This is a genomic window from Streptococcus sp. 27098_8_12 (genome assembly GCF_041432115.1).
Classification (GTDB): Bacteria; Bacillota; Bacilli; order Lactobacillales; family Streptococcaceae; genus Streptococcus; species Streptococcus parasanguinis_V.
The window spans coordinates 1-23,628 of the sequence record NZ_JAPVZA010000025.1; the positions used below are offsets into that span (position 1 = coordinate 1).

Here is a 23,628-nt window from a genome sequence, read left to right on the forward strand (position 1 = left end):
TTCACCAGAGAGGTTTTTTGAGAGTGACTTTTTAAGTGAACGAAAGAATCCTGTAAAAGACTTACTCTTCTTTCTTCTTACCAGCCAAGAGGAAGCCGCCTAAGGCCGCTAAGAGAACAGCTTCAGCTGCAAAGGAAGCTTCTAGGCTTGCCGTATTTGGCAAGTGTTCCGATTGACTTTCTTTGCTGGCATCTTTTGTTTCTTGCTGAACCGTTGGCTGTGAGTTCGCTCCTTGGTGGGCACTTAACAACTGATGGATCTCTTGATCGACCATATCCTTGTGTTCTTCCTCCTGATGACCCGCTTGAGTAGAAGTCGTTGGGGCCAACTGATCCACTTGAGAAGACTCTGTAGGCTTCAATGGATTAGCTGGATCCGGAGTCACTGGGGTAGCTGGTTGAACAGGTTGATTTGGTTGAGCCGGTTGAACTGGCTGATCTGGTTTAGCCGGTTCTTCTGGTTGGATCGGTTGATCTGGTTCTTCCGTTTGTGCTGGCTTATAGACAATCGCATAGTGAGTAAAGTGAGGAGCTGTAAAAATGACCACATCTCCAACTCTCTCAAAGGCCAAGGATTGAGGTGCTTGACCTTCTGGGAAGAAGAGAACTTGCTCCACTTCTTTATCCTTATCCACAGGGATTTTCACAAGGGATGGATGGTGGGTATCGATATCTTGACCGCTGGCATCCACACCTTCAATATCAAAGACGATTCCTTCTCGGCCCTTCAGCTCTTCTTTTTCTGCCTGATTGGCTTCAACTTTCGCGACTTTCAGTCCTTTGACAACGGTTGGCTCTAAGTTGGAGAATTGGACTTCGACTCCAGTCGCAGGGTCTACAAAGACCGCTGGCTTGTCTTCTTTCAGGAGTGCAATCAAGGTCTCTAGACCTGTCTTAGCTGTTCCAAGAGCTTCAGGAGTGAGCTCTGAAGAAGCTAGGAGTTCTTTATTTTTCTCCAGGAGTGCCTGTAAAGCTTCACCAGAAGGGTGATTTGGCTTGCTTGCTAATAGAGAGGTCGCTTCAGTTGTCAGAGCAGAAAGTGCTTCTTTTTCTTTTGTTAGATTGGCTTGACCATCCAAGGCTTTCAAGAGAGCGGTCAAATTGTTCAACTGCTCATTGACTTGATCTTGTGTGCTGGTATCATGCTCTTTCAAGACTTTTTCAGAAGCAGCCATTCCAGCTAGCAAAGCTTCTTTAACTTCAGGAGTGGCAAAAGTAAAGTCTACTTTGGCTTTTGCAGCTTCAGCTTCAGCCAATTTTTGCTTAAGGTATTCATCGTTGAGAGCTGGTTTTGGATTGACGAGGACATCAAAGCTTGTGCTAGCTCCTTTGTAATGGATAGTGATGGTTTGACGGCCTTCCTTGCTCGCATCAAATCCAGTTATTTCAACACCTTCATCGGTCAAGGCGTGCGTTTCGGTCGTTTCATCTTCAAAGACGACTGTAAAGCGTCCGCCTTCTTTCTCCAATGCTTCTCCGACGATATATTCCACTTTTGGTTTGTCGGTCAATTCTAGACCAGCAACTGCTTTTTCACCTGCTTCCTCTGCACTGACCACAAAAACAGTGAGAGTCTTATCCAATTTCTGACCAAGGTAAGAAACTTCTAGGTGTTGTTCTCCAAGCTTGCTACTGTCAAATCCATGAATCTCTACACCTGAGTTGGTGAGGTTGACCAGTTGATCTGCTTGGCCATCTTTATAATGAACGCGGAGAGTCGCCCCTTTCAAGGAAAGGGCATCGCCTTCCCGGTAGACCTTCTTGGTCAATCCATCTTCAAATTGAAGTCCCGCAATTTCTTTATCATTCTTTGGAACTTCGATCGCCAAAACATTACTGATATCTTTACCAGGTTCTTGCGCACGATAGTAGAGAAGAGATGGGGTTGATTCAAAAGCGAGCGGTTTAAAGATCAGATTTCCAGCTTGATCGGCTGTCATGGTCGCAATTGGACTGGTCGCTTCTTTATCGGCATAAAGAGTCAGAGTAGTATTAGCCGGAACATCTTTGAAACCGACTTGGACAAAATGATTGCCCAGGTTTTGCGCTGCAGCATGTTTCATCGGGATGTTGACCGTTTCAGTATCTAGACTTTCATACATCTTCCAGTTGTAAATCCGGATGGCTTGCCATGGGGTGCCGTTATCAGCTGTAATGACATGGAGACGCCAGTCTTGAGCCTTGATCGGATGATCAAGTGTAATGTCAGACACATGGGCTTTATTGCCACGAACTTCCTTGGCCAATTTCCACTCACCGGCTTCGTCCTTGTAGTAAAGGTCGAAGTCACGGGTATTCATCTTGCCATCATCGACAGATTCCCCACCAGCACCGGCATGGTCCATGACCCAACGAACAATGGTCCGAGGTTGTGTCAAGCGGATATCGACAGTTCCACTCAATTGAGCAGAAGACCATTTATCTGAAAGACTGGTAATGGTCCCATTTAACATACCTTCAATGCCTTCACTACCATCCGCATCTGGGAAGCTCGAACCGATCACTTTGGCTCCGATAACCACGTTTGGCGCTAGGGCTTTTGGTAGACTGGTATCTGACACGGTCATGCCCCAATCAAAGGCTACAGTTCCCGCATCTGAACGTTGACCATTCTTTCCAACTGCCACAACCTTGAGTTCCTGAGTGGTTCCTTCAGTACTTGCTGAACGGCTAACTTTTGGTAGATAGACGGTTGTCGCAGAAGACCCTGTTAAGAGACGCCAGTTGTCGCCATCTTTTTCATAGACTTCATAATAATCCGCATCTGCTACCCCTTTAAAATTGAGGACTGCTTCTGCTTCTTGCGCATTTTGTAGGCGTTTTGCTCGAACGGATACTTCTGCTGGAGTCGCTGGTTTCTCTTGGTTTGAAGTAATCGACAATTGGCCGAGATTAAATTTGTAGTCTTTAACATCCGTATCATGGTCAAAGAACATCTTCACAGCATAAATGGTCTTGCCAGCCAAACTTCCCAAATCAAAGGTTTGAGTAGACCAATCCGCACTCGGTGTCAATTCTTTCCATTCGTATTCAGAGTAGTCTTCTTTGGTGGCAACAGCTACCCAGGCAGCTGCTCCGATCCCACCTTTATGACTGACGCTCAATTTTGTCGTTTCTGTCACAGGAATCTTGGTCGAATAGAGCATGACATTTTGACTGCTATTGGCTTTTAAATCTCCTTCAAAGGCTAGAGAATTTCCTCCATTGTAGGCTTGATCAAAATCATAACGACCTTTCAATGGCGCACTATCCTCACTATGCTCTACCCACCAACGCCATGTTGGAAGGTAGCCAGAAACAGAACGGTAGTTCCACTCCCCTTCTTTAGAAATCTTGCCATCCACAAACCAGTGTTTTCCGTGTCCAGTATTGAAGGATGTATTGAAATCTTCACTTGTAATAGGAGTTTTGTCCACTACTAGATTGGACATACCGTACCAAGATTGGTCTGCTGGTTTTCCTTTAGTCGGATCTCCTTGGAAACCTGTCCAGAATAGATCTTCATGGGTATGGTAACCTTCACCAGTCTTTCCTAGACCTGTAATCGTATCTGGCGCATAAAGACCAAGGGATAGACGCAACTTGCCATGTTCATCTAAAATGGCATTCCAGTCTACATTAGTCTTATAAGAGCCACCTTTTTGGAGCTCGAGTCCAGCTAGAACATCGTAAGGATTCCGATGAATCCATTTGGCTGTGCTGATGGAATAATCAACTTCTGATTTGCCCCAGTTAAAGTTGGCAAAGAAGGTATCAACTGGATTTTCCCCATTTTCTGGCTGCATGAAATTGTAGTTGTATTCTCCCAGCGCATTCTCATGGTAACGGCCATATTCATAGGTCATAGCATCATACCAGGAATACTTAATCGGATAGTTGAGACTCTTCGCATATTCCTTGGTATAAAGAAGAAAATCTCTCAATTTTGGACCCAATGGTTCTACAAAATTTCCGGTTGTTTCTTGGTTGATAAAGTAACCATCAAAGCCATAGTACTTGGCAAGTTCGACTAATTTACGCGCGATCGGGAAAGTTTTAGAGCCTTCACTATCTTCTTTCAAGGTTTCTGCAAAATGTTCTTGATCCTTGATACTGCTAGACCAGTTATAAAAGAGTGTTCCATAAATAGGAACCCCATTTCGGTGGGCAGCATCGATCACATCTGCTGATGGAACCAGCCCTTCCCAAAAGACCATGGAATCTAAATATTGCCAGTAATCAAAAGCATAGGCCTTAAACTCTTCCCCGCCGACAGACGCATGATCCTTGGCTTTGGAGTTCATATTTGACAGTGCTTGGATCTTCGCTTCAGGGTTGGCTTGTTCATTAATTTGTTTTCCTTGGAAACGACTCGCAAGTGGAACGCTTGCTCTGTTCATATCGTCATCCACTCGTTTTCCTGGTTCCCACTTCAAGAGATCGTCCCAGGTATCGAACTTAACTTCTTTGGGTCTTAATTGTTTTTCTTCATTGGTTGGTAAATCAGCCACTTTCTCAGCAGTAGCTTTCGGTTTTTCAGTCTCTGAAACAGCTGGATGATCTGTAGTCGTCGAGCTAGCTTCTGTACTCGTAGGACTAGCCTCCGGAGTGACCGCTTCTGCGACTGGTTTTTCCGTTTCTGCAGAAGGTAAGGCCGCATCTGCAGTATAGACGCCAGCTTCTCTCACTAGATGATTGACGTCTTCGGTCGTTGCTGAAGATGCTTCTAAAGGTTGTTCACTAGTAGAAACCGTCTCATCTGCAGAGACAGCGCCTGTTCCTAAAAATGCTAACCCAATCAATGCAGAGCAAACTCCCACACTGAATTTTCGTATACTAAATCGTTCTTTCTTTTCAAATAGATGACCTTTCATCTTGACCTCCTTGTATGGTTTTTTTCTTTTTCTTGAGCGATTTCCATTGGCTCCTTCCTCCACGATCTGTAATCGCTTTCATTTTCTTGTATTAGAAATCTCCAATCAAGGATAGGATACCCTAATCTATTTAGCACTGTCAATCAATTTTAGCAATTCCTATAATATGATGAGAAAGCCCTAAAAAAAGTACAAAAAAAGAGGAGGTTTCCCTCCTCTCATCATACGCATGAATTATTTAGCAATTTTTGCGAAGTATTCAAGAGTACGAACAAGTTGTGCAGTGTAAGACATTTCGTTGTCATACCATGAAACAACTTTAACCAATTGTTTACCGTCAACGTCAATAACTTTAGTTTGAGTTGCGTCAAACAATGATCCGTAAGACATACCTACAACGTCTGAAGAAACGATTGGATCTTCAGTGTAACCGTATGATTCGTTTGAAGCTGCTTTCATAGCTGCGTTCACTTCATCAACAGTAACGTTCTTGTCAAGAACAACTACCAATTCAGTAACTGATCCAGTTGGAACAGGAACACGTTGTGCAGCTCCGTCCAATTTACCGTTCAATTCAGGGATAACCAAACCGATTGCTTTAGCAGCACCAGTTGAGTTAGGAACGATGTTAGCAGCACCAGCGCGTGCACGACGAAGGTCACCTTTACGGTGTGGACCGTCAAGGATCATTTGGTCACCAGTGTAAGCGTGGATAGTAGTCATCAATCCTTCAACAACACCGAAGTTATCTTGAAGAGCTTTAGCCATTGGAGCCAAGCAGTTTGTAGTACATGAAGCACCTGAGATAACTGTTTCAGTACCATCAAGAATATCGTGGTTAGTGTTAAATACGACTGTTTTAACATCTGATCCACCAGGAGCAGTGATAACAACTTTCTTAGCACCACCAGCATGCAAGTGTTTTTCAGCAGCTGCTTTAGTAGCAAAGAAACCAGTTGCTTCAAGAACGATTTCTACACCGTCGTTAGCCCAGTCGATTTGTTCTGGATCACGTTCAGCGGAAACTTTAATGAATTTACCGTTAACTTCGAATCCACCTTCTTTAACTTCCACAGTACCGTCGAAACGACCTTGAGTTGTATCGTATTTCAACAAGTGTGCAAGCATAACTGGATCTGTAAGGTCGTTGATGCGTGTAACTTCAACACCTTCTACGTTTTGGATACGACGGAAAGCAAGACGTCCGATACGACCGAAACCGTTAATACCAACTTTAACTACCATTCGTGATTTCCTCCTTATGAAAATCAAAAAAATTTTTTGTGAAAAGAGTAACTTGACACAGCGCCAAACATCTTTTAACAGTCTCTATTATATACTTTATTGCATTAAAAAGCAACTATTTCCCCACGAAAAGCAAGATTTATCATAGATCACCACCTCTTTTATTGAAGTTTTTCACAAAGTCTTGTTTGCTAGGAAGAGCACTTTTTTACTTGTATTCACTTTTGGAACAAAGAAAAACTCTTCCCAAAGTGGGAAGAGTTTTTAAGCATTGGTAAATTAAGCTTCACCTTTAGCTTTTTTAATGATTTCTTCTTGTACTGATTTTGGTACATCTTCGTAGTGGTCAAATACCATCATGAAGGTACCACGTCCTTGAGTTGCAGAACGAAGGACAGTAGCGTAACCGAACATTTCAGCAAGTGGTACATATGCACGAACGATTTGGCTTGCACCGTGTGCTTCCATACCATCTACACGTCCACGACGAGCAGTTACGTGACCCATAACATCCCCAAGGTTTTCTTCAGGAACTGTGATGGTTACAAGCATCATTGGTTCAAGGATAGCTGGTTGTGCAGTCTTAGCAGCTTCTTTAAGTGCAAGAGATGCAGCGATCTTGAAGGCAGTTTCAGATGAGTCGACATCGTGGTATGAACCATCGTAAAGCTTAGCTTTCACGTCAACCATTGGGTAACCAGCAAGAACACCGTTCGCCATAGATTCTTGAAGTCCTTTTTCTACTGCAGGGATGAATTCACGTGGAACCACACCACCGACGATCGCATTTTCGAACTCGAATCCTTTACCTTCTTCGTTTGGAGTAAATTCGATCCAAACATCACCAAACTGACCTTTACCACCAGATTGACGTTTGAAGAATCCACGTGCTTGTGTAGAAGCGCGGAATGTTTCACGGTAAGATACTTGAGGAGCACCAACGTTAGCTTCAACCTTGAATTCACGTTTCATACGGTCAACAAGGACATCCAAGTGCAACTCACCCATACCAGAGATAACTGTTTCACCAGTTTCAGGGTTTGTTTCAACGCGGAATGTTGGATCTTCTTCAGCCAATTTTTGAAGGGCGATACCCATCTTGTCTTGGTCCGCTTTAGATTTAGGCTCAACCATCAATTGGATAACTGGTTCTGGAACTTCGATTGATTCAAGGATGATTTTTGCTTTTTCATCTGTCAATGAGTCACCAGTTGTAGTATCTTTCAAACCAACGGCAGCAGCGATATCTCCAGAGTAAACTGTTTCGATTTCTTTACGAGTGTTGGCGTGCATTTGAAGGATACGTCCGATACGTTCACGTTTACCTTTAGAAGTGTTCAATACGTATGAACCTGAGTTCAAGACACCTGAGTAAACACGGAAGAATGTCAAACGACCTACGAATGGGTCAGTCATGATCTTGAAGGCAAGAGCTGCAAATGGCTCTTCATCAGATGCTGGACGTTCTTCTTCTTCGTCTGTATCTGGGTTTACACCCTTGATTGCAGGGATATCAAGTGGGCTTGGAAGGTAGTCAAGGACTGCATCCAACATCAATTGAACCCCTTTGTTCTTGAAGGCAGAACCACAAAGTACTGGGTAGAATTCAACGTTGATTGTAGCTTTACGGATACCAGCTTTCAATTCTTCGTTAGTAATTTCTTCCCCTTCAAGGTATTTCATCATCAAGTCTTCATCAGTTTCAGCAACTGCTTCAACCAATTTTTCACGGTATTCTTGAGCTTGTTCAAGGTATTCAGCTGGAATATCTTCTTCAAGGATATCTGTACCAAGGTCGTTAGTATAGATTTCAGCTTTCATCTTGATCAAGTCAATGATTCCGCGGAAGTCATCTTCAGCACCGATTGGCAATTGAATTGGGTGAGCGTTTGCTTGAAGACGGTCATGAAGTGTGCTTACTGAGTAAAGGAAGTCAGCACCGATTTTATCCATCTTGTTAGCGAATACGATACGTGGAACTCCGTATTCAGTTGCTTGACGCCAAACTGTTTCAGTTTGAGGCTCAACACCTGATTGTGAGTCAAGAACGGTTACAGCACCGTCCAAAACGCGGAGTGAACGTTGAACTTCGATAGTGAAGTCCACGTGTCCTGGTGTGTCGATGATGTTTACACGAGTGTCTTTCCATTGAGCTGTTGTAGCGGCAGATGTGATAGTGATACCACGTTCTTGTTCTTGCTCCATCCAGTCCATTTGTGACGCACCTTCGTGAGTTTCACCGATTTTGTGAATCTTACCAGTGTAGTAAAGGATACGCTCAGTTGTAGTTGTTTTACCAGCATCGACGTGAGCCATGATACCGATATTACGAGTTTTTTCAAGTGAAAATTCGCGTGCCATGAGGTTTGTTTCTCCTATATTTTTTATTTCTATATTCTATTATAACATGATTTAATAAAAACGGATAGGCAGGACCTACCCGTTCTTAGTGTTTTCATGCTAAGTTTTGGTTCCAACTTGTAAGAAGAGTTGAATTGGGTTCAAGAGCTGACGAAGCTTAATTGAACTCGGGCTAAAGTTAGTTAGCCGATTTGAGCCGGAACGGGATGCTGTGTGAAAAAGATAAACTTCCTTGTGTTCATCGAACACTGCATCAGTTTCCTATTTTTGCCTTGGGCCTTTGCCGCTCTTAGTATCATAATTGAACTCGGGCTAAAAGCTCGGAAAATAGATAAGCTTTCCTAGAATCTTTGATTCTTCGTCAAGCTTCCTAATTTTCAGTCGCTTTTTTAACGCCCTTAGTATCTTAATCTTACCAGCGGAAGTGTGCGAATGCACGGTTAGCTTCAGCCATACGGTGAGTATCTTCACGTTTCTTAACAGCTGCACCAGTGTTGTTCGCTGCATCCAAGATTTCTTTTGCAAGACGATCAACCATTGTGTGTTCACCACGTTGACGAGCGATTGTTACCAACCAACGAAGTCCAAGGGTTGTACGACGTTCTGGACGAACTTCAACTGGGACTTGGTAGTTAGAACCACCGACACGGCGAGCACGTACTTCAAGTACAGGCATGATGTTTTCCATAGCTGTTTCGAATACTTCAAGAGCATCGTTTCCAGTAGCTTCTTTAATTTGTTCGAAAGCTCCGTAAACGATTGAAGCAGCTGTACCACGTTTACCATCAAGCATAACGCGGTTGATAAGACGAGTAACTAATTGTGAATTGTAAAGCGGATCTGGCAATACATCGCGTTTAGGCGCACGGTTTTTACGACTCATTTTTCTTTATCCCCTTTCCTTATGCTTTTGGTTTTTTAGTACCGTATTTAGAACGGCCTTGTTTACGATCGTTTACACCTGCAGTATCAAGTGCTCCACGGACGATATGGTAACGTACCCCTGGAAGGTCTTTTACACGTCCACCACGAAGAAGAACCACGCTGTGTTCTTGCAAGTTGTGTCCGATACCTGGGATATAAGCAGTTACTTCGATCAAGTTGCTCAAACGTACACGAGCGAATTTACGAAGGGCTGAGTTAGGTTTTTTAGGTGTCATTGTTCCAACACGAGTTGCAACACCACGTTTTTGTGGTGAAGAAACGTTTGTTTGAACTTTTTTATGACTGTTGTAACCAACGTTCAAAGCTGGTGATTTAGATTTTTCTACTTTTGATTTACGCGGTTTGCGAACCAATTGGTTAATTGTAGGCATCTACATTCTCCTGTGAAATTTTTTATTTTTGGTGATGGTACACTTGGTGACAGCTACCATCTGTGTGTACTTTTGCAACATTTGTCAGCACGTCCCTGTACACTCTTGAGAGACCAAAAGTAAAAAGTACCGTCTATTATTATAACATGACGGCACTTTGATTGCAAGATGTTTTTTTATTTTTTAAAGAAGTCGAAAAAGTTCATTATTGACCAGCTTCAGCAGGTTCTTCTGCCCCTGCATCTGCAGCCGGAGCATACTGTTGTTGCTGTTGTGGTTGAACTGTCGCATTGGCTCCAGCTACTCCAGCATTGGCATTAGTATTTGCGTTCGCGTTCGTGTTGGCATTAGCGTCTGTTTGAGTCTGCTGTGTTGCCGCTGTGTCACTCTCATAGGTCAGCCCATAATAGTTAGCGATGTATTGGATACGGGCCTCAAGCGATTGCTTTTGAGTCGCATCTTTGACTTTCTTCACAGCAGCTTGGGCAGCGTTCACAGAATCTTGACTTGGAGTTGTTTCCATTTGAACGACTGCTTTTTCAGCAGCTTCTGTATTTTTCTTTTCTTCCTTCTTTTCTTTTTCTTCCTTTGTTTCCTTTTTCACTGGAAGGGAACCTGTCTTTTTAGCAGGTTGAATTTCTGTCGTTACCTGGGCAGCCGTATTCTTTTTAACGGTATACAAACCAGCTACCAAAATAAAGGATAGAGACAGAACTGTCACCAAGCGAATCCACAAAGGACTATTATCAAATCGATCTAAAATTCTTTTCACTTTTTGATCCTCCTTTGTTGCTCTTAATCAAAGATATTCCCAACTTCGACACTCAATTTATTTTCTTTTACATCGATGTTGGTCACGCGCAATAAGGATTTGTGTTCAAAGAATTCACGGTCGGTTGCAGCATTATCCGCAAAGACAGCTACTCCTGCTAATTCAGAATCGAATTCAGCCAAGAGACTGACCATCCCATTAATCGTTCCGCCACCTTTAAGGAAGTCATCGACAATCAAGACCCGGCTTCCTGCTTTTAGGCTCCGTTTTGAAAGGAACATTTTCTCAATACGATCCCCACTTGAGCCTGAAACATAGTTGACACTAACGGTTGACCCTTCTGTGATTTTCAAATCACGACGGACAATAACAAAAGGAACATTCAAGACATTGGCTACTGCATTGGCTAGAGGAACTCCCTTGGTCGCTACGGTCATGACAGCATCAATCTTCTTATCTCGGAAGGCTTTGGCAATGATGCGGCCGATGCGATTCAAAATCTTTGGATTGCTCAACAGATCAGACAGGTAAATGTAGCCACCAGGAAGGATACGATCACTTTCAGACAGCTGCTTGCAAAGATCCTCGACGATTTCTTTGGATTCTTGATCTGAGATAGACGGTGTAAAGATAACACCTCCACCAGCTCCTGTAATGGTCTCAATATTTCCGATTTCCATCTCTTCAAACGCCCGCTTAATGATCACGATATCTTCTGAGATGGAAGACTTGGCAGACTCATACTTTTCCGCAAACGTATTGAGGCTCGTCAATTCATAGGGATGGTTGATCAAGTAATTAGAAATCACGACCATCCGTTCACTTCTTCTTAATTTCATTTTCTCACCATGTAGTTTTTTCTATCATTATACCATAAGAAGCGAAAAAAACGAACATTCTGATTTACAGAAGGCCGTTTTTTCCTGATTATTTTATTTTTGGCAGAATCATTCCCGTATTTATCTCTGTTTTTACTAGTCGAGATTCGGTTTATAGAAGGAACGATTTTCCATAGCAAAGATTTTATTGGTCATTTCGCCAGGACCAATTAAGCCAAGTGCTGTTGTCATCATCATCATTTCTGCATCCAAATTATCGATCATATGAATAATCTCTGCTTCCATGATCTTTGGACGAACAGGACTACCGTATTCCAGCAAGCCATGGTGACTCAAGATCACATGGCGAAGAACGATGACTTCTTCTTTTTGGTCATCAATCTTCAAGTCTTGCAAGACCTTGGTGATTTCTTCATCGATGAGTGCAATGTGGCCGATGAGGTTGCCTCGAACAGTGTATTCTGTATTTTCAGGCCCCGTCAACTCGATCACTTTGGCCAAATCGTGTAACATAATCCCTGCAAAGAGCAAGCTCTTATTCAACTGAGGATAGATATCACCGATACTATCTGCCAAGCGGACCATGGTCGCCGTATGATAAGCGAGACCTGCTTCAAAGGCATGATGGTTGGTCTTAGCAGCTGGATAGCTATAAAACTCTTTCTCATATTTCCCATAGAGGGCCCGGACAATCCTTTGCCAGACTGGATTTTCAATTTTGAAAATCATGTTTGACAGGTATTCATGCAATTCCTTGGGATCTACTGGTGGTTTTTCCTTAAAGTCTGCTGGATTGTTGGGCTCTCCTGCTTGGGGCAAGCGCATGTTTAATTGGTTGACTTGCGGAGTATTATTGTAAACTTCTCGACGTCCAGACATATGGACCACGCGCCCAGCCATAAAACTCTCTACATTGTGAGGTTGGGCATCCCATAGTTTACCTTCGATTGTACCGGTCTCATCCTGGAAGACAAAGGCGAGGTAGTTTTTCCCGGCCCGCGTTTGACGCACTTCTGCTGACTTGATCAAATAGAATCCTTCGAACAATTCATCTTTTTTCATTTGGTTAATTTTGACCATCATCTTCTCCATCTTCTATATATACATCTAGTCCCAGCAAGTCCTCATCGCTTTCGATTTGGCGGAGTGTCCGCTCGATGGCACTGGTCCGTCTGGTTAGCAAATCATCAATATTATTGGAAGCATTCTTTAAATGGCGCTGAGTCTTGGCCAGAATCCCTCCAAACTTATGGAATTCTGATTTGACCGATCCCAACACCTTGCTAATGTCATCTGCACTCTTTTGGATGTTGAGCGTTTTAAAGCCAACAGACAAGGAGTTCAAGAGGGCTGATAAGGTACTTGGCCCAGCCACTAAAATTTGTTCGTCCCGACGCAAGCGATCGAAGAATTCTGGATTGCGAACCACTTCGGAATAGAGGCCTTCAGTTGGCAAAAAGAGAATTCCGAAATTCGTTGTCGCTGGTGGAAAGAGGTATTTTTGTTGGATATCCTTAGCAAAACGCTTGATACTAGCAAGAAGGGCCTTACGGTAACGCTCGATCTCCTCTTTCTCTCCGGATTCATAAGCTTCTTCCAGACGATAGTAATCTTCCAGTGGGAATTTAGAGTCAATCGGCAAATAGACTGGTTCTTCTCCTTGCCCTGGAAGCTTAATGGCATACTCCACGCGCTCACTGGATTGGGGAACGGTGACAAACTCCCGCTCATACTGGGCTGGGGTCAAGATATCTTCAATGATTTGACCCAGCTGCAATTCGCCCATAATCCCACGCGTCTTGGTATTGGAGAGAACTTTATTCAGGGTTCCGACATCCCGCGCCACTGTCTGCATTTCTCCCAACCCTTTATTGACCGACTCCAATTGTTTTGAAACCGTCTCAAAGGAAGTCTGCAAACGGTGCTGCAAGGTTTTCTCCAATTTTTCTTCTACCGTTTGGCGCATCTGTTCTAGCCGCACTTCATTGGACTCTTGGATCTGGCGCATGCGCTCATCTGTTTTGTCCCGATTTTTAGTAAAGTGCTCATTCATCTCAGCGCGCAGAGCCGTCGTCTGCTGGTGGATCTCCACTCGCATCTCGGTTAAGCGATCTGTCAGGGCGATCTCTAACTGCTGATTGGCAATCTGGCTTGCTTGTCTTTCTTTTTCAAAACGATAGTCCAACTGGTCTGTCAAATGATCCTCATGGTCTTCCAGCATCTCTCGTAAAGCCGGTCTTGTATCATCTGACCGTTGCAAGAAATAGATGAGGAGGCCCAGATTGAGCAGGCCAATCAGAAGCAGAATGATATTCATATTAACCTCTGTCTTTACTATAAACAATGACAAGATAGCCACGGTTAAGACTCACTTGAATCGGTTGATCCAAAAATTCATTGGAGCCATACATGGCCTTCAAAAAATAATTCTCCTGATGGAGCGGATACTTGGCTCCTGTGATCTCTAGGTGGCCTTGTCCGACAGGCATAAAACCAACATAAGACATGGCTGGATCTGGCTGAATCTCATGGCAACCAGCTGGTCTGTAGATCAAGCGATTTTGACCATCGACTAATTGGATCTGGTCCATGTAGGGAGCTAGGTCTGGATCGGTTGGCAAAAAGATATTGGACAAAAAGTGATCCAAACGACCGCCAAAAGCACCATAAACGGTGACTGCAGCCTCTGGATAGGCCTCAAAGGTCGCTTTCAAGGCCAATTCCAAATCCGTATCGTTCTTTTCAGGAACGGATTGAACAACTTGCTTGGCTTGGGTTCGGATCTGGCGCAAATCTGTCTCAGAGACAGAATCGAAATCCCCCACAGCTATATCTAAAAGCAGGCCTTGTTCCAGTAACTTCAAACAGCCACCATCAACGCCTACATAAACGTCATGATCTTTTGGCAAGAGCGTGCTGTCACCTCCCGCCAGTATTGCAATGTTATCCATTTACAGCATCTCGGAGCGTTTGAACGCGCTCATTAACATCTCCATTAAAGACATAAGAGCCTGCTACAAAGACATTGGCCCCAGCTTCTTTGGCTTGGGAAATAGTTTGGCCATCAATTCCTCCATCCACTTCGATATCAAAGTCTAAGCCTTTTTCTTCACGAAGAGCGGCTAATTCGCGCACCTTGTCCATGGTTTCAGGCAAGAAGGCTTGACCACCGAATCCTGGATTAACGGTCATGACCAAGACTTGATCCACCAAGTTCAAGACATGTTTGATACTGTCTACAGGAGTCCCTGGGTTGATCACAACACTGGCCTTCACACCTGCTTGACGAATTTTTTGAAGAGCTCCGTGAATATGGGGAGTAGCTTCCACATGGATGCTGATGATATCAGCACCTGCACGGGCAAATTCTTCGATATGGTGTTCGGGATTGGTGACCATCAAGTGGCAATCAAAAACCAACTTGCTATGTGGCCGCATGCTCTCTACGACACCAGCTCCAAAGCTGATATTGGGCACAAAATGGCCATCCATGACATCGATATGGGCATAGTCAGCTCCAGCTGCTTCTAAGCGTTTTAATTCACTTTCAAAATTAGCATAATCCGCACTCAAAATTGAGGGTGCAATTTTCATTATTTTCATCGTTGTAGTGTCTCCTATTTTGGCATTTTTTTCGAAACTTTTTTATAGGTTTCGCGACGGTTTTCAATTTCACTTAGAAATTGCAAGTAATCCTCATAACGGAAAGGCGCAATTTCCTCTCTTTCAACGGCTGGTTTCACCGCACAAGCGGGCTCATGCGTGTGGGTACAGGTACGAAATTTACAAGAGTAGCTCACGTCGGCGATTTCTGGGAAGGCATGATTTAAGTCTTCACTGGTCGTCACTTCATAATCGAGGGACGAGAAGCCTGGCGTATCTGCGATCTTTCCTCCATTTAAATGGTAAAAGCTGACAGCTCGGGTCGTGTGTCGACCGCGCCCCAGACTATCTGAAATCTCACCCGTTTCAAGCTCTAGATCCGGAGCGATTTTATTGAGCAAGGTCGATTTTCCTACACCGGTCTGTCCCATAAAGACCGTGGTTTGATTGGTCAAAAGGGGCAAGAGTTCCTCAATTGACAAGACAAAATCATAGCCAATTGCTTGATAGATCCCTTGGTAGTAGTGGATGTCTTCCATATCTTCTAACAAGTCCAGTTTTGAAATATAGACAATGGGATGAATCCCCTTATGCTCCAAAAGAACCAGAAAACGGTCTAAAAGATTGGCATTGAAATCAGGTTCCTTAGCTGACATGATCACTACCGCCTGATCAATATTGACAATAGGAGGGCGCACGAGGCTATTTTTACGAGGGGCAATGCTCAAAATGTAGCCTTCTGAATTCTCTTCAGCAGAGAACTCCACCTGATCCCCCACATAAGGAGTCTGTCCTTTTTTTCTAAAATTTCCACGAGCCCGTGTCTGGTAAATGTGACCGTCTGACTCCACGTAGTAGAAGCCAGCCAAGGCCTTGACGATTGTTCCTTGCAAATCGCACTCCTTTGAGATTAATACTATCTATTATACCAAAAAATGAGAAATAAGGCTGGATTGCTCAATAAGAAAAAACGAAAAGTGAACCTCTCCGGACGCTTTTAGAAACAAATAGGTTCGTTTTTTAAATGGATAGAAACAGAAGACGGAGTATCTGTTATGACTTGTCTTTTAGCAGAATTCGGGAAAGGGCACCTTCCTTTTTTTCCTTGGCATTTTTCCTAAAAAGTGTATAATAGAACTATGCGGAGGTGGTGGAACGGCAGACACGCATGCTTCAGGCGCATGTGCCCCTTCGGGCGTGAGGGTTCAAATCCCTTTCTCCGCATCTTGGAAAGGTGGCCCAGCTCGGTACGGCACCGGACTCGAAATCCGGCAAGTGGATTTTTATTCACGCGCGGGTTCAAATCCCGTCCTTTCCTTACGATACAAATAAGCCATAGGTTATAACCTATGGCTTTTCTGTTATTTTATTCCTGCTTCTAGAAGGCCATCTGCTAGGCGAGCGAAGTCTTCTAAGCTAAGAGCTTCTCCTCGTACAGAAGGTTGCAGGCCTGCAGCTTGGATTCCTGCTTCCAGCTTGGTTTTGATTTCTTCGGTCTTGCCAAAGCGACTGGTCAAGTTGTTCCAAAGTGTTTTGCGGCGGTGGACAAAGCTAGCCTTGCTGACAGAGAAGAAGAAATCTTCATCCTTGACGGCTACTGCTGGTTCTTCGCGACGGACCATCTTCAAAATGGCAGAGTCGACGTTTGGTGCTGGCACAAAGACGGTGCGAGGTACAATAAAGGCTACCTTAGCAGTCATATAGTATTGGACAGCAATGGATAACGAACCATAAGCTTTGGTGTTGGGCTCAGCTGAGATGCGGTCTGCCACCTCTTTTTGCATCATGACCACAAATTCTTGGAAAGGAATCTTGGATTCGATCAAGTGCATGAGGATGGGAGTCGTAATGTAGTAAGGAAGGTTAGCCACCACCTTGATCGGAAGGTCTGGATTTTTAAACTCTGCGATGTACTGGTTGAGATCTACCTTGAGGATGTCTTGGTTAACAACCGTGACATTGTCAAACTCCCGCAAGGTATCCGCTAAGATGGGAACCAAACGGTCGTCAATTTCAAAGGCCATCACTTCTGCGGCATTTTCTGCCAAAAACTCAGTCAGAGCCCCAATTCCAGGACCGATTTCGATGACATTGACTTGCCTATCAATCTCAGCCGTATCCACAATTTTTTGAAGGATGTTGGTATCGGTCAAGAAGTTTTGACCGAAGGATTTTTTAAAGGTAAATCCGTGACGCTCCAGCACTGCCTTGGTCACGCTATAATCTGCAATTCTCATTTTTTCTCTTTTCTAATCAGTTTAGGGGTAAAGGATCCCCTCTACTTCCGTCTTAATAACTGGCCATCGCCTCTTCGACTTGGGCCAAACAAATTCCAAACAACTCCAAGCGTTTGATCAATTGCTTGCCATTGCAGTAGCCGATGCGCAAGGCTTCTCCTAAGTATTCTCGTCGTTTGCGACTATCGCTTCCCATCAAAAGACCGAGACGCATCAAGTCGGTCTTTGTGATATCAAAGAAATTTTCATCTTCGTAAGACCCGACCAGTCCAGCTAGGGCTTTTTCTAAGTCTTCAAAACTGGCATGCTCCACTCCCAAGGAACGCCCCTTAGTCTTGGATTTGGGGACTGCTTCGCCACGATTTAAAAAGGCATGCTTGGCCTGGGGCACCTCTTGCATAATGATCTTGCGAATTCGCTCGCCATTGTAGTCTGGATCCGTAAAGACAATGACCCCACGCAACTCTTGCAAGGTAGCAATTCGTTCCAAGTCATCTTGATCGATCGCAGAACCTCGCGTTTCATAGGTATCCACCTCATAAAAACGGCGGAGATTGGCTGTGTCGTCCTTGCCCTCCACGATAATCACTTCCGGTATTTTTCTTTTCTCAGTCAAGGCCAAATACCTTTCTTGCATTGTCATAGGTTGCCTGAGCCACTTCTTCTGTTGTTAAGCCACGTAGTTCTGCAATAAAATCTACCACATAACGAGTGTAGGCTGTTTTATTTTCTCGACCACGTTTGGGAACTGGTGCCAGGTAAGGGGCATCTGTTTCAACCAAGATCTTGTCTAACGGAAGGCCAGCTGCCGCTTCTTGGACATCTGTGGCTTTCTTAAAGGTCACCACTCCAGAAAAGGAAATCATCATTCCCAAATCCATGAAGCGTTTCGCTTCTTCTAAACTTCCTGAGAAAGAATGCATGATCCCACCGCGAGGACCAACTCCTTCACTCTTGATGATGCCATAAGTATCTTCTAAAGCATCGCGTGTATGCACCACAAAGGGGAGGTCCAAGTCCTTAGACAATTGAATCTGACGACGAAAAACCTTTTCTTGGACATCTTTTGGTGCCGTCATCCAGTGGTAATCCAGACCGATTTCTCCGAGTGCGACAACTTTGGGATGTTTTAGCTGTTCAAGTAAATAGGCCTCCACTTCAGGAGTATAATCGCCTGCCTCAGTGGGGTGCCAACCAAGCGTGAGATAGAGTTCTGGATGCTGGTCTGCCAACTCCATGGCACGCTCAATCGTCGGTTTGTCAAAACCAACGATATTGTGGGCTACAACACCCATTTCCTTGGCCAAGTCGAGCTCTTCTTGTTCTTTTCCTGCGAATTCTTCCACATTGAGATGGGTGTGGGTATCAAAAATCTGCATGATCTTCCTTTTCTTCCGAGTTTTTCTTCTTTCTATTATAGCAGAAAGCGCCTCTAAATTCACTTTCGGACAAAACAAAAACCAGTAGTCTCGAGTTTCTACTGGTTTTTAGGTTTTTATCTGAATTAGGCAGCCAAAACTTTGCGTCCTTTACGACGACGAGCTGCCAATACGCGACGACCATTTTTAGTTGCCATACGGTGACGGAAACCATGTTTGCGCGCACGACGAAGTTTACTTGGTTGATAAGTACGTTTCACGATGAATACCTCCTCATAGATTTTGTATTCGTTTAGCCGGCTAGTTGTGATCAGTTACTAAACATACTTTACTATTCTATCGGATTCGACTCTATTTGTCAATAGCTATGGCAAAATTGTTGCAAATACAGGTCGGAGAACACCTTTCTACACCTGACGGGTTGCCAAGTAATAGGGTTCCAGAGCCACCAGCGCCTCTTGCAACTGATCCAGGATATTCTCTAGGGAACTCTCCTCAACTAGAGAAACATCGTATTTGACGAGGACCTTACGAACCGTCCCTTCTGCTACTCCTTGCAACAGATCATGGCGATTCTTTTCTGTTCCTTCTACCCTTTGACTCTCTCCATTTTTCTGGGCGAAATAATAAACTGGCTGAGTGATGGGTATGGTGAGAACCATTTGTTGTTTTTGAAGGCTCTGCTCATCTTTTTTTCGCTCGATAAAGCTCACCTCTAAGGAAACTCCAAAATCAACTGCATCTCCATAAAGCCTCAAGGCAAACATGGGCTCTGCCATCGTCCCCGCTCCTTTCAGATAGGCCCAAAAATGAGGCCGCAAGATCTGGGCCTGGTTCATCCATTGACTGGTCCGATCTTGCTCCAAGTAGGGGTGGCGCTTCTGAAAGGCTGAGACCAAATCGGTGAATTCCTTACGAGCCGCTTGAGCTAGGGCACGATACTGCTCCATCTCCGATGCTAGCACCCCTGCCTTTGCTGGAGCCAGGTATTTCATTCCTTGAAGCTTTAAAAACTCTCGAATCGCTGCAAATGCCATCTGCTTCCTTTCTAAACCTAAAAAAGGAGAGATCGGCTCAATCCCGTCTCTCCCTTATGGGAAATAATAGCTTGATTATCCTTCGATGTCTACCACTACGTAACGGTTTGGTTCTTCCCCTTCAGAGTAGCTAGTGACTCCTTCCATCTTAGAGACAATACGGTGAATGATTTTGCGTTCACTGTTTGACATCGGATCTGTCTGTTGGGCTTGCCCATCTTCGAGGGCACGCGTTGCCAACTTCTGAGCATAGCTTTGAAGAACTTCCGCCCGGTGTTCTACATAGTCATTAACATTAATGGTAATGTAAAAATTCTTTGAGTAGCGGTTATAGAGGTAATTTTGCGCCAAAAGTTGAAGAGCCTTCAAGACTTTTCCGTGGTATCCAATGACACGTCCCGGTTCATTGGTATCAATTTGCATATTGACCGTACGGCGGTTGTGACTGCTTGAGATGGTCGCATCCACATCCATTTCATCGACCACTGTTTGAACATAGGCTGTCACATCATCTACGACTTCTTCGATGTTGTAGTTTTCCTCTACCTCGATACCAAGGTTTGAGAAATCAGATTCGCTTGATTCTTTTATCGCTGGTTCTTTGACTTTTTCAAGGATATGTTCATGCCCTTTTTCTTCAAGAACGGTATCTGCTTCTTTGTCATGTTTCAGGATTTCTGTCTTGATTTCTTCAGAGACAACTTCTCCTTCTTCTTCGACCTTTTTGATCGCTGCTACGACGCGTCCGAGATCGACCGTTGCTTCGCTCACCGTCTTAACCGGTTCGTTTTGTGCATTGATCTCATCTGGGACACCTTTGACAGCTTTTTGATTGGCTTTCACAACAGTTGTTTCTGCAATGGGTTCAATCTCTACTTGGGCTGGTTTTTTCCCAAACAAGCCAAGAAAACCTTTCTTTTCACGCGCTACAACCGTAATATGTGCCTTCATACGAGGAATATCTAAATCGTTCAGACCTTTTTGAATCGCTTCTTCAACAGTTGCTCCAGTATATAGGACCATATGTCCACCTCTTTCTTATTTTTTCTTTTTCTGTGCTTTGTTTAGGGCACGGCGTTTTTGTTTTTCCATGTCGCGCGAAGCTTGCTCTTTTGCTTCACGCTCTGCAATAATCTTGAAGGGGTTGTTCAAGAGATAGGTTTGCCCGACTTGGTAAGCATTGGAAGTCACCCAGTATAGTGCGACCCCGCTGGCTGAGAACAAGGCAAAGAAGAAGATCATCACAGGCATCACATACATCATGGTTGTCGCACTACCATTGCGCTCTGGCATGGCTTTATTTGTCAACCAACTGCTGAAAAATGTGAAGAGTGCTGCAAGAACCGGCAAGATATAAGTCGGGTCGATCGCACCAAGGTCCAACCAGAGGAAGTGACCGACTTTAAGGAATTCGACACGGCTCAGCGCTTGGAACAAGGCCATCAAGACCGGCATCTGGATCAAGAGAGGAAGGAAGGCTGAAGACGTTTTGACACCTTTTTCCTTGTAGAGGGCCCGCATCTCTTCAGAAAGCTTGGTCCGACTATCAAGATCCTTCCCAGGATACTTAGCTTGCAATTCCTTGAGGAGGGGTTGAATTTCCTGCATTTTGCGGGTTGAATTCATTTGATATTGGAAGAGAGGCAAGAGGACCGTCCGGATGACAATGGTAAAGACGATAATCCCTACACCGATACTTCCGCCAAAGGACAAGAAGCGGATAGCTTCTGCAAAGAAGTAGACGAAGCGTTCCCAACCACCTGTCGACTGAGCTGTCACTTGAGAGGTTCCACAAGCTGTCAAGACCAATAAGGCCGCTCCTAATAATCCAGTTAACTTCAGTTTCTTTTTCACATTATTCCCTTTCTTGGTAGACATGCGCTAATTTTAAGACATGTACAAGATTTTTCTCTACTTGATGAAAGTCGAGCTCCTCCACTCCTTTACGAGCAATGACAACAAAATCATCGGTCGTAAGGAAGGCTTGGTGTTTGATCAAAACATGGCGAATCAAACGTTTGATGCGATTTCTGGTCACAGCATTTCCCAGTTTCTTACTAACAGACAGGCCGACTCGAAAATGCGGTTGGTCCTTGTGCAAGCGGTAAACAACGAATTTCCGATTGGCAACATTTTGACCACTTTTAAAAATAGCATTAAAATCTTTGTCACGTTTGACGCGGTAGCTTTTTTTCAAACCTCAACTCCCTCTTTTAAATTTATTCTATTATACCATATTTTCAAAAAAAACCAATCTCACTCAGGAAATCGGTTACTACTTAAATACAGATAAAAGTAAAGGCAAGGTGTAGTAGAGATTGAGCAAGATATGAGCCAAAATAGGTGAAAGGAGCGTCTTACTCCGATAATACAGGATCCCAAAAATCACACTCGGCAGGAGATAGATGATAGAAGCTCCCAACGAAAAGGGAGTGTGAAGAAAATGTAGGCCACTATATATGAGGGCTGGAAGCCAAATCTCAGCATAGAGTTTCCAGCCTTTGAAGTAGGCATTCACCAAGGCTCCACGAAAGATCAGCTCTTCTGTCACTGGCCGGATAACGACCATTGCGATCACTAGGATAAGCACCCCTGTGGGGCTAATTTCCCGTGGAAAGAGACTCAAAACGGCTGCCCGTCCTTGAACAAAACCACTGATGAAGTAGTCCAACCAGTAAACCAAACAGGCCGCAAAAACGGCTTCTATCAGAGCTTGAAGAGGGTTCTTCCCCAGCTTAAACTGCGCTTTTTTAGAAAAACGATAGACCAAAAATCCTGTAAAGACTGCATAGAGGCCTTCTAGGCCAAATAAGGTCCAATAATAGCTATTGGCGCTTGCTACACTGTTGGAGACATACTGGGCCAAGGGGCGAAATTGAGGCCGAACATAAAAATAAAACAAGAGCAGAAAGAGGGGATAAAGCAGTGAGAGCTTTCCTTTGATGAATTTCATAGATACCTTTCCTATAAAGTATGACAAATCGTATAGTGCATCTTACCATAATCGTGACAAGGTTTCAATGAAAAAGGATGACTTCCTACTCCCTGAGATAAGCCACATAACCTCCTAAGACAGCGACTAAAATCAAGAGACAAAGAAGAGTTTCCAGCCATACGAGAGCTGTCAAGAAAGGCAGTTGCAACAAGCCTTGGGCCATTTTCAAAGAGGTCGCTGTGATGACTGTTGGAAAGGTCAGGGCTGAAAAAGCAGGTTGAAAACCTTCTTTGATCATTTTCGGTAGGCGCGTCAAAACAAAGAAATAAAAACCTTGCGAGGCCACCACCATGATTAGTAAGAACCAGGTAGGCAGGCTTGCTCCACCCACACGAACCAGGGCTGCTAAAAGAAGGGAAAAGGGAGCGCAATAGATGCCTTCTTGGCCCAACAGATGACTGGGTAAGGGTGACTGCTTCAAATCATGATAGATAAGGGGATAAAGAAGAAAGGTCAAACCAAAACCAATCACTAAAGCGAGATAAGCAATCTCTCTGATTCCCACAACTGGATAGGTCAAAGCTGCTACTGCAATACCCACATAGAGAACGGTCCAACTGGGAGTGGCATTGGCTCTTGGTCGCGCTAGGACATGGGTCTTGGTAAAATAGAGAATTAAGCCCAGATCCAAGAGAAAGGCAGACCACCAGACCAACTGTGATAGACCTCCAAAGGCGGGAAAGAGGCGCAAAAGATAGGTGGATAGAATCATCCCTGCCATGGGAAAAGTCGCCATCCCAGATAAAAGGGCTGGTTGTTGGAATTCTATCTTGGTTTCTTGCCAGCGAATCGCATGATAAACGACAAAGAAAAACCAGAAGAACAAACCTGTCAGACTAAAGGCGTGAGCAAGGAAGGGTAGCGAGTCTGCAAGAAGGTTTCCAGCGCCAACCAGTCCTAACAGACAGCCTGAAAATACTAAGGGGATCTTTTTCATCGGAAGCTCCAATCATGTTATCGCTTTCAGTATACCATAAAAGAGAAGGAAGCAG

General features: G+C 44.2%; 22 protein-coding genes and 2 tRNA genes. 2 read left to right on the forward strand and 22 right to left on the reverse strand.

Annotated features, from left to right (window positions below; genetic code table 11):
• Positions 1-61 precede the first annotated feature (61 nt).
• The 12 genes from O3629_RS09335 to rsgA form a co-directional block, all read right to left on the reverse strand.
• Complete coding sequence (locus O3629_RS09335) at positions 62-4,852, reverse strand: bacterial Ig-like domain-containing protein (protein ID WP_371609095.1); 4,791 nt, start codon at positions 4,850-4,852, stop codon at positions 62-64.
• Positions 4,853-5,086: 234 nt separating this feature from the next.
• Positions 5,087-6,097, reverse strand: coding sequence for a type I glyceraldehyde-3-phosphate dehydrogenase (gene gap / locus O3629_RS09340; protein WP_023919220.1), 1,011 nt, complete (start codon positions 6,095-6,097; stop codon positions 5,087-5,089).
• 279 nt (positions 6,098-6,376) lie between these two features.
• Positions 6,377-8,458 carry an elongation factor G gene (fusA, locus tag O3629_RS09345; protein WP_003003071.1) on the reverse strand — a complete coding sequence of 694 codons (2,082 nt, stop codon included), beginning with the start codon at positions 8,456-8,458 and terminating at the stop codon, positions 6,377-6,379.
• 412 nt (positions 8,459-8,870) lie between these two features.
• Positions 8,871-9,341 carry a 30S ribosomal protein S7 gene (gene rpsG, locus O3629_RS09350; RefSeq protein WP_003003105.1) on the reverse strand — a complete coding sequence of 157 codons (471 nt, stop codon included), beginning with the start codon at positions 9,339-9,341 and terminating at the stop codon, positions 8,871-8,873.
• Positions 9,342-9,360: 19 nt separating this feature from the next.
• Positions 9,361-9,774 (reverse strand): 30S ribosomal protein S12, encoded by a 414-nt coding sequence (gene rpsL / locus O3629_RS09355; RefSeq protein WP_003003125.1) that lies wholly within the window; start codon positions 9,772-9,774, stop codon positions 9,361-9,363.
• Between the two features lie 205 nt (positions 9,775-9,979).
• A complete protein-coding gene (locus O3629_RS09360) occupies positions 9,980-10,546 on the reverse strand; it encodes a hypothetical protein (RefSeq protein WP_070590163.1) in 567 nt (188 codons plus the stop codon).
• Positions 10,547-10,569: 23 nt separating this feature from the next.
• The gene (gene purR, locus O3629_RS09365) at positions 10,570-11,385 is read right to left on the reverse strand and encodes a pur operon repressor (RefSeq protein ID WP_003012466.1); all 816 of its coding nucleotides are present in this window, start codon (positions 11,383-11,385) and stop codon (positions 10,570-10,572) included.
• Between the two features lie 135 nt (positions 11,386-11,520).
• On the reverse strand, positions 11,521-12,465 hold the full coding sequence (locus O3629_RS09370; RefSeq protein ID WP_037608119.1) for a 3'-5' exoribonuclease YhaM family protein: 945 nt from the start codon (positions 12,463-12,465) through the stop codon (positions 11,521-11,523).
• Positions 12,452-13,702: a DNA recombination protein RmuC gene (locus tag O3629_RS09375; RefSeq protein ID WP_049497101.1), complete on the reverse strand. Its 1,251-nt coding sequence runs from the start codon at positions 13,700-13,702 to the stop codon at positions 12,452-12,454. The genes O3629_RS09370 and O3629_RS09375 overlap by 14 nt, the downstream gene beginning before the upstream one ends.
• A 1-nt stretch (position 13,703) precedes the next feature.
• Positions 13,704-14,336: a thiamine diphosphokinase gene (locus tag O3629_RS09380; RefSeq protein WP_371609096.1), complete on the reverse strand. Its 633-nt coding sequence runs from the start codon at positions 14,334-14,336 to the stop codon at positions 13,704-13,706.
• Positions 14,329-14,988 carry a ribulose-phosphate 3-epimerase gene (gene rpe, locus O3629_RS09385; protein ID WP_247913849.1) on the reverse strand — a complete coding sequence of 220 codons (660 nt, stop codon included), beginning with the start codon at positions 14,986-14,988 and terminating at the stop codon, positions 14,329-14,331. Before rpe ends, O3629_RS09380 begins: the two co-directional genes overlap by 8 nt.
• Before the next feature lie 14 nt (positions 14,989-15,002).
• The gene (rsgA, locus tag O3629_RS09390; RefSeq protein ID WP_155167243.1) at positions 15,003-15,881 is read right to left on the reverse strand and encodes a ribosome small subunit-dependent GTPase A; all 879 of its coding nucleotides are present in this window, start codon (positions 15,879-15,881) and stop codon (positions 15,003-15,005) included.
• Positions 15,882-16,129: 248 nt separating this feature from the next.
• Here rsgA and O3629_RS09395 point away from each other — a divergent pair.
• Together O3629_RS09395 and O3629_RS09400 are read left to right on the forward strand one after the other, a co-directional pair.
• Positions 16,130-16,212 (forward strand) — tRNA-Leu (locus tag O3629_RS09395).
• A gap of 4 nt (positions 16,213-16,216) precedes the next feature.
• A tRNA-Ser gene (locus tag O3629_RS09400) sits at positions 16,217-16,306 on the forward strand.
• Positions 16,307-16,349: 43 nt separating this feature from the next.
• Here the strand turns inward: O3629_RS09400 and rsmA are convergent.
• From rsmA to O3629_RS09450, 10 genes are all read right to left on the reverse strand, one after another.
• Complete coding sequence (gene rsmA, locus O3629_RS09405) at positions 16,350-17,225, reverse strand: 16S rRNA (adenine(1518)-N(6)/adenine(1519)-N(6))-dimethyltransferase RsmA (protein WP_340280990.1); 876 nt, start codon at positions 17,223-17,225, stop codon at positions 16,350-16,352.
• 52 nt (positions 17,226-17,277) lie between these two features.
• Positions 17,278-17,862: a ribonuclease M5 gene (gene rnmV, locus O3629_RS09410; protein WP_371609097.1), complete on the reverse strand. Its 585-nt coding sequence runs from the start codon at positions 17,860-17,862 to the stop codon at positions 17,278-17,280.
• Positions 17,834-18,604, reverse strand: coding sequence for a TatD family hydrolase (locus tag O3629_RS09415; RefSeq protein ID WP_049471812.1), 771 nt, complete (start codon positions 18,602-18,604; stop codon positions 17,834-17,836). Before O3629_RS09415 ends, rnmV begins: the two co-directional genes overlap by 29 nt.
• Before the next feature lie 125 nt (positions 18,605-18,729).
• Positions 18,730-18,864 carry a 50S ribosomal protein L34 gene (gene rpmH / locus O3629_RS09420; protein WP_003003086.1) on the reverse strand — a complete coding sequence of 45 codons (135 nt, stop codon included), beginning with the start codon at positions 18,862-18,864 and terminating at the stop codon, positions 18,730-18,732.
• A gap of 147 nt (positions 18,865-19,011) precedes the next feature.
• Positions 19,012-19,641: an HI_0552 family protein gene (locus tag O3629_RS09425; protein WP_371585674.1), complete on the reverse strand. Its 630-nt coding sequence runs from the start codon at positions 19,639-19,641 to the stop codon at positions 19,012-19,014.
• Between the two features lie 75 nt (positions 19,642-19,716).
• Positions 19,717-20,664 (reverse strand): RNA-binding cell elongation regulator Jag/EloR, encoded by a 948-nt coding sequence (jag, locus tag O3629_RS09430; RefSeq protein ID WP_023919242.1) that lies wholly within the window; start codon positions 20,662-20,664, stop codon positions 19,717-19,719.
• 15 nt (positions 20,665-20,679) lie between these two features.
• Complete coding sequence (locus O3629_RS09435; RefSeq protein WP_003015944.1) at positions 20,680-21,495, reverse strand: YidC/Oxa1 family membrane protein insertase; 816 nt, start codon at positions 21,493-21,495, stop codon at positions 20,680-20,682.
• Position 21,496: 1 nt separating this feature from the next.
• The gene (gene rnpA, locus O3629_RS09440) at positions 21,497-21,838 is read right to left on the reverse strand and encodes a ribonuclease P protein component (protein WP_049506558.1); all 342 of its coding nucleotides are present in this window, start codon (positions 21,836-21,838) and stop codon (positions 21,497-21,499) included.
• Between the two features lie 78 nt (positions 21,839-21,916).
• The gene (locus O3629_RS09445; protein WP_049506557.1) at positions 21,917-22,594 is read right to left on the reverse strand and encodes a CPBP family intramembrane glutamic endopeptidase; all 678 of its coding nucleotides are present in this window, start codon (positions 22,592-22,594) and stop codon (positions 21,917-21,919) included.
• A gap of 85 nt (positions 22,595-22,679) precedes the next feature.
• Positions 22,680-23,573: a TDT family transporter gene (locus O3629_RS09450; RefSeq protein ID WP_150906609.1), complete on the reverse strand. Its 894-nt coding sequence runs from the start codon at positions 23,571-23,573 to the stop codon at positions 22,680-22,682.
• Positions 23,574-23,628: the final 55 nt, after the last annotated feature.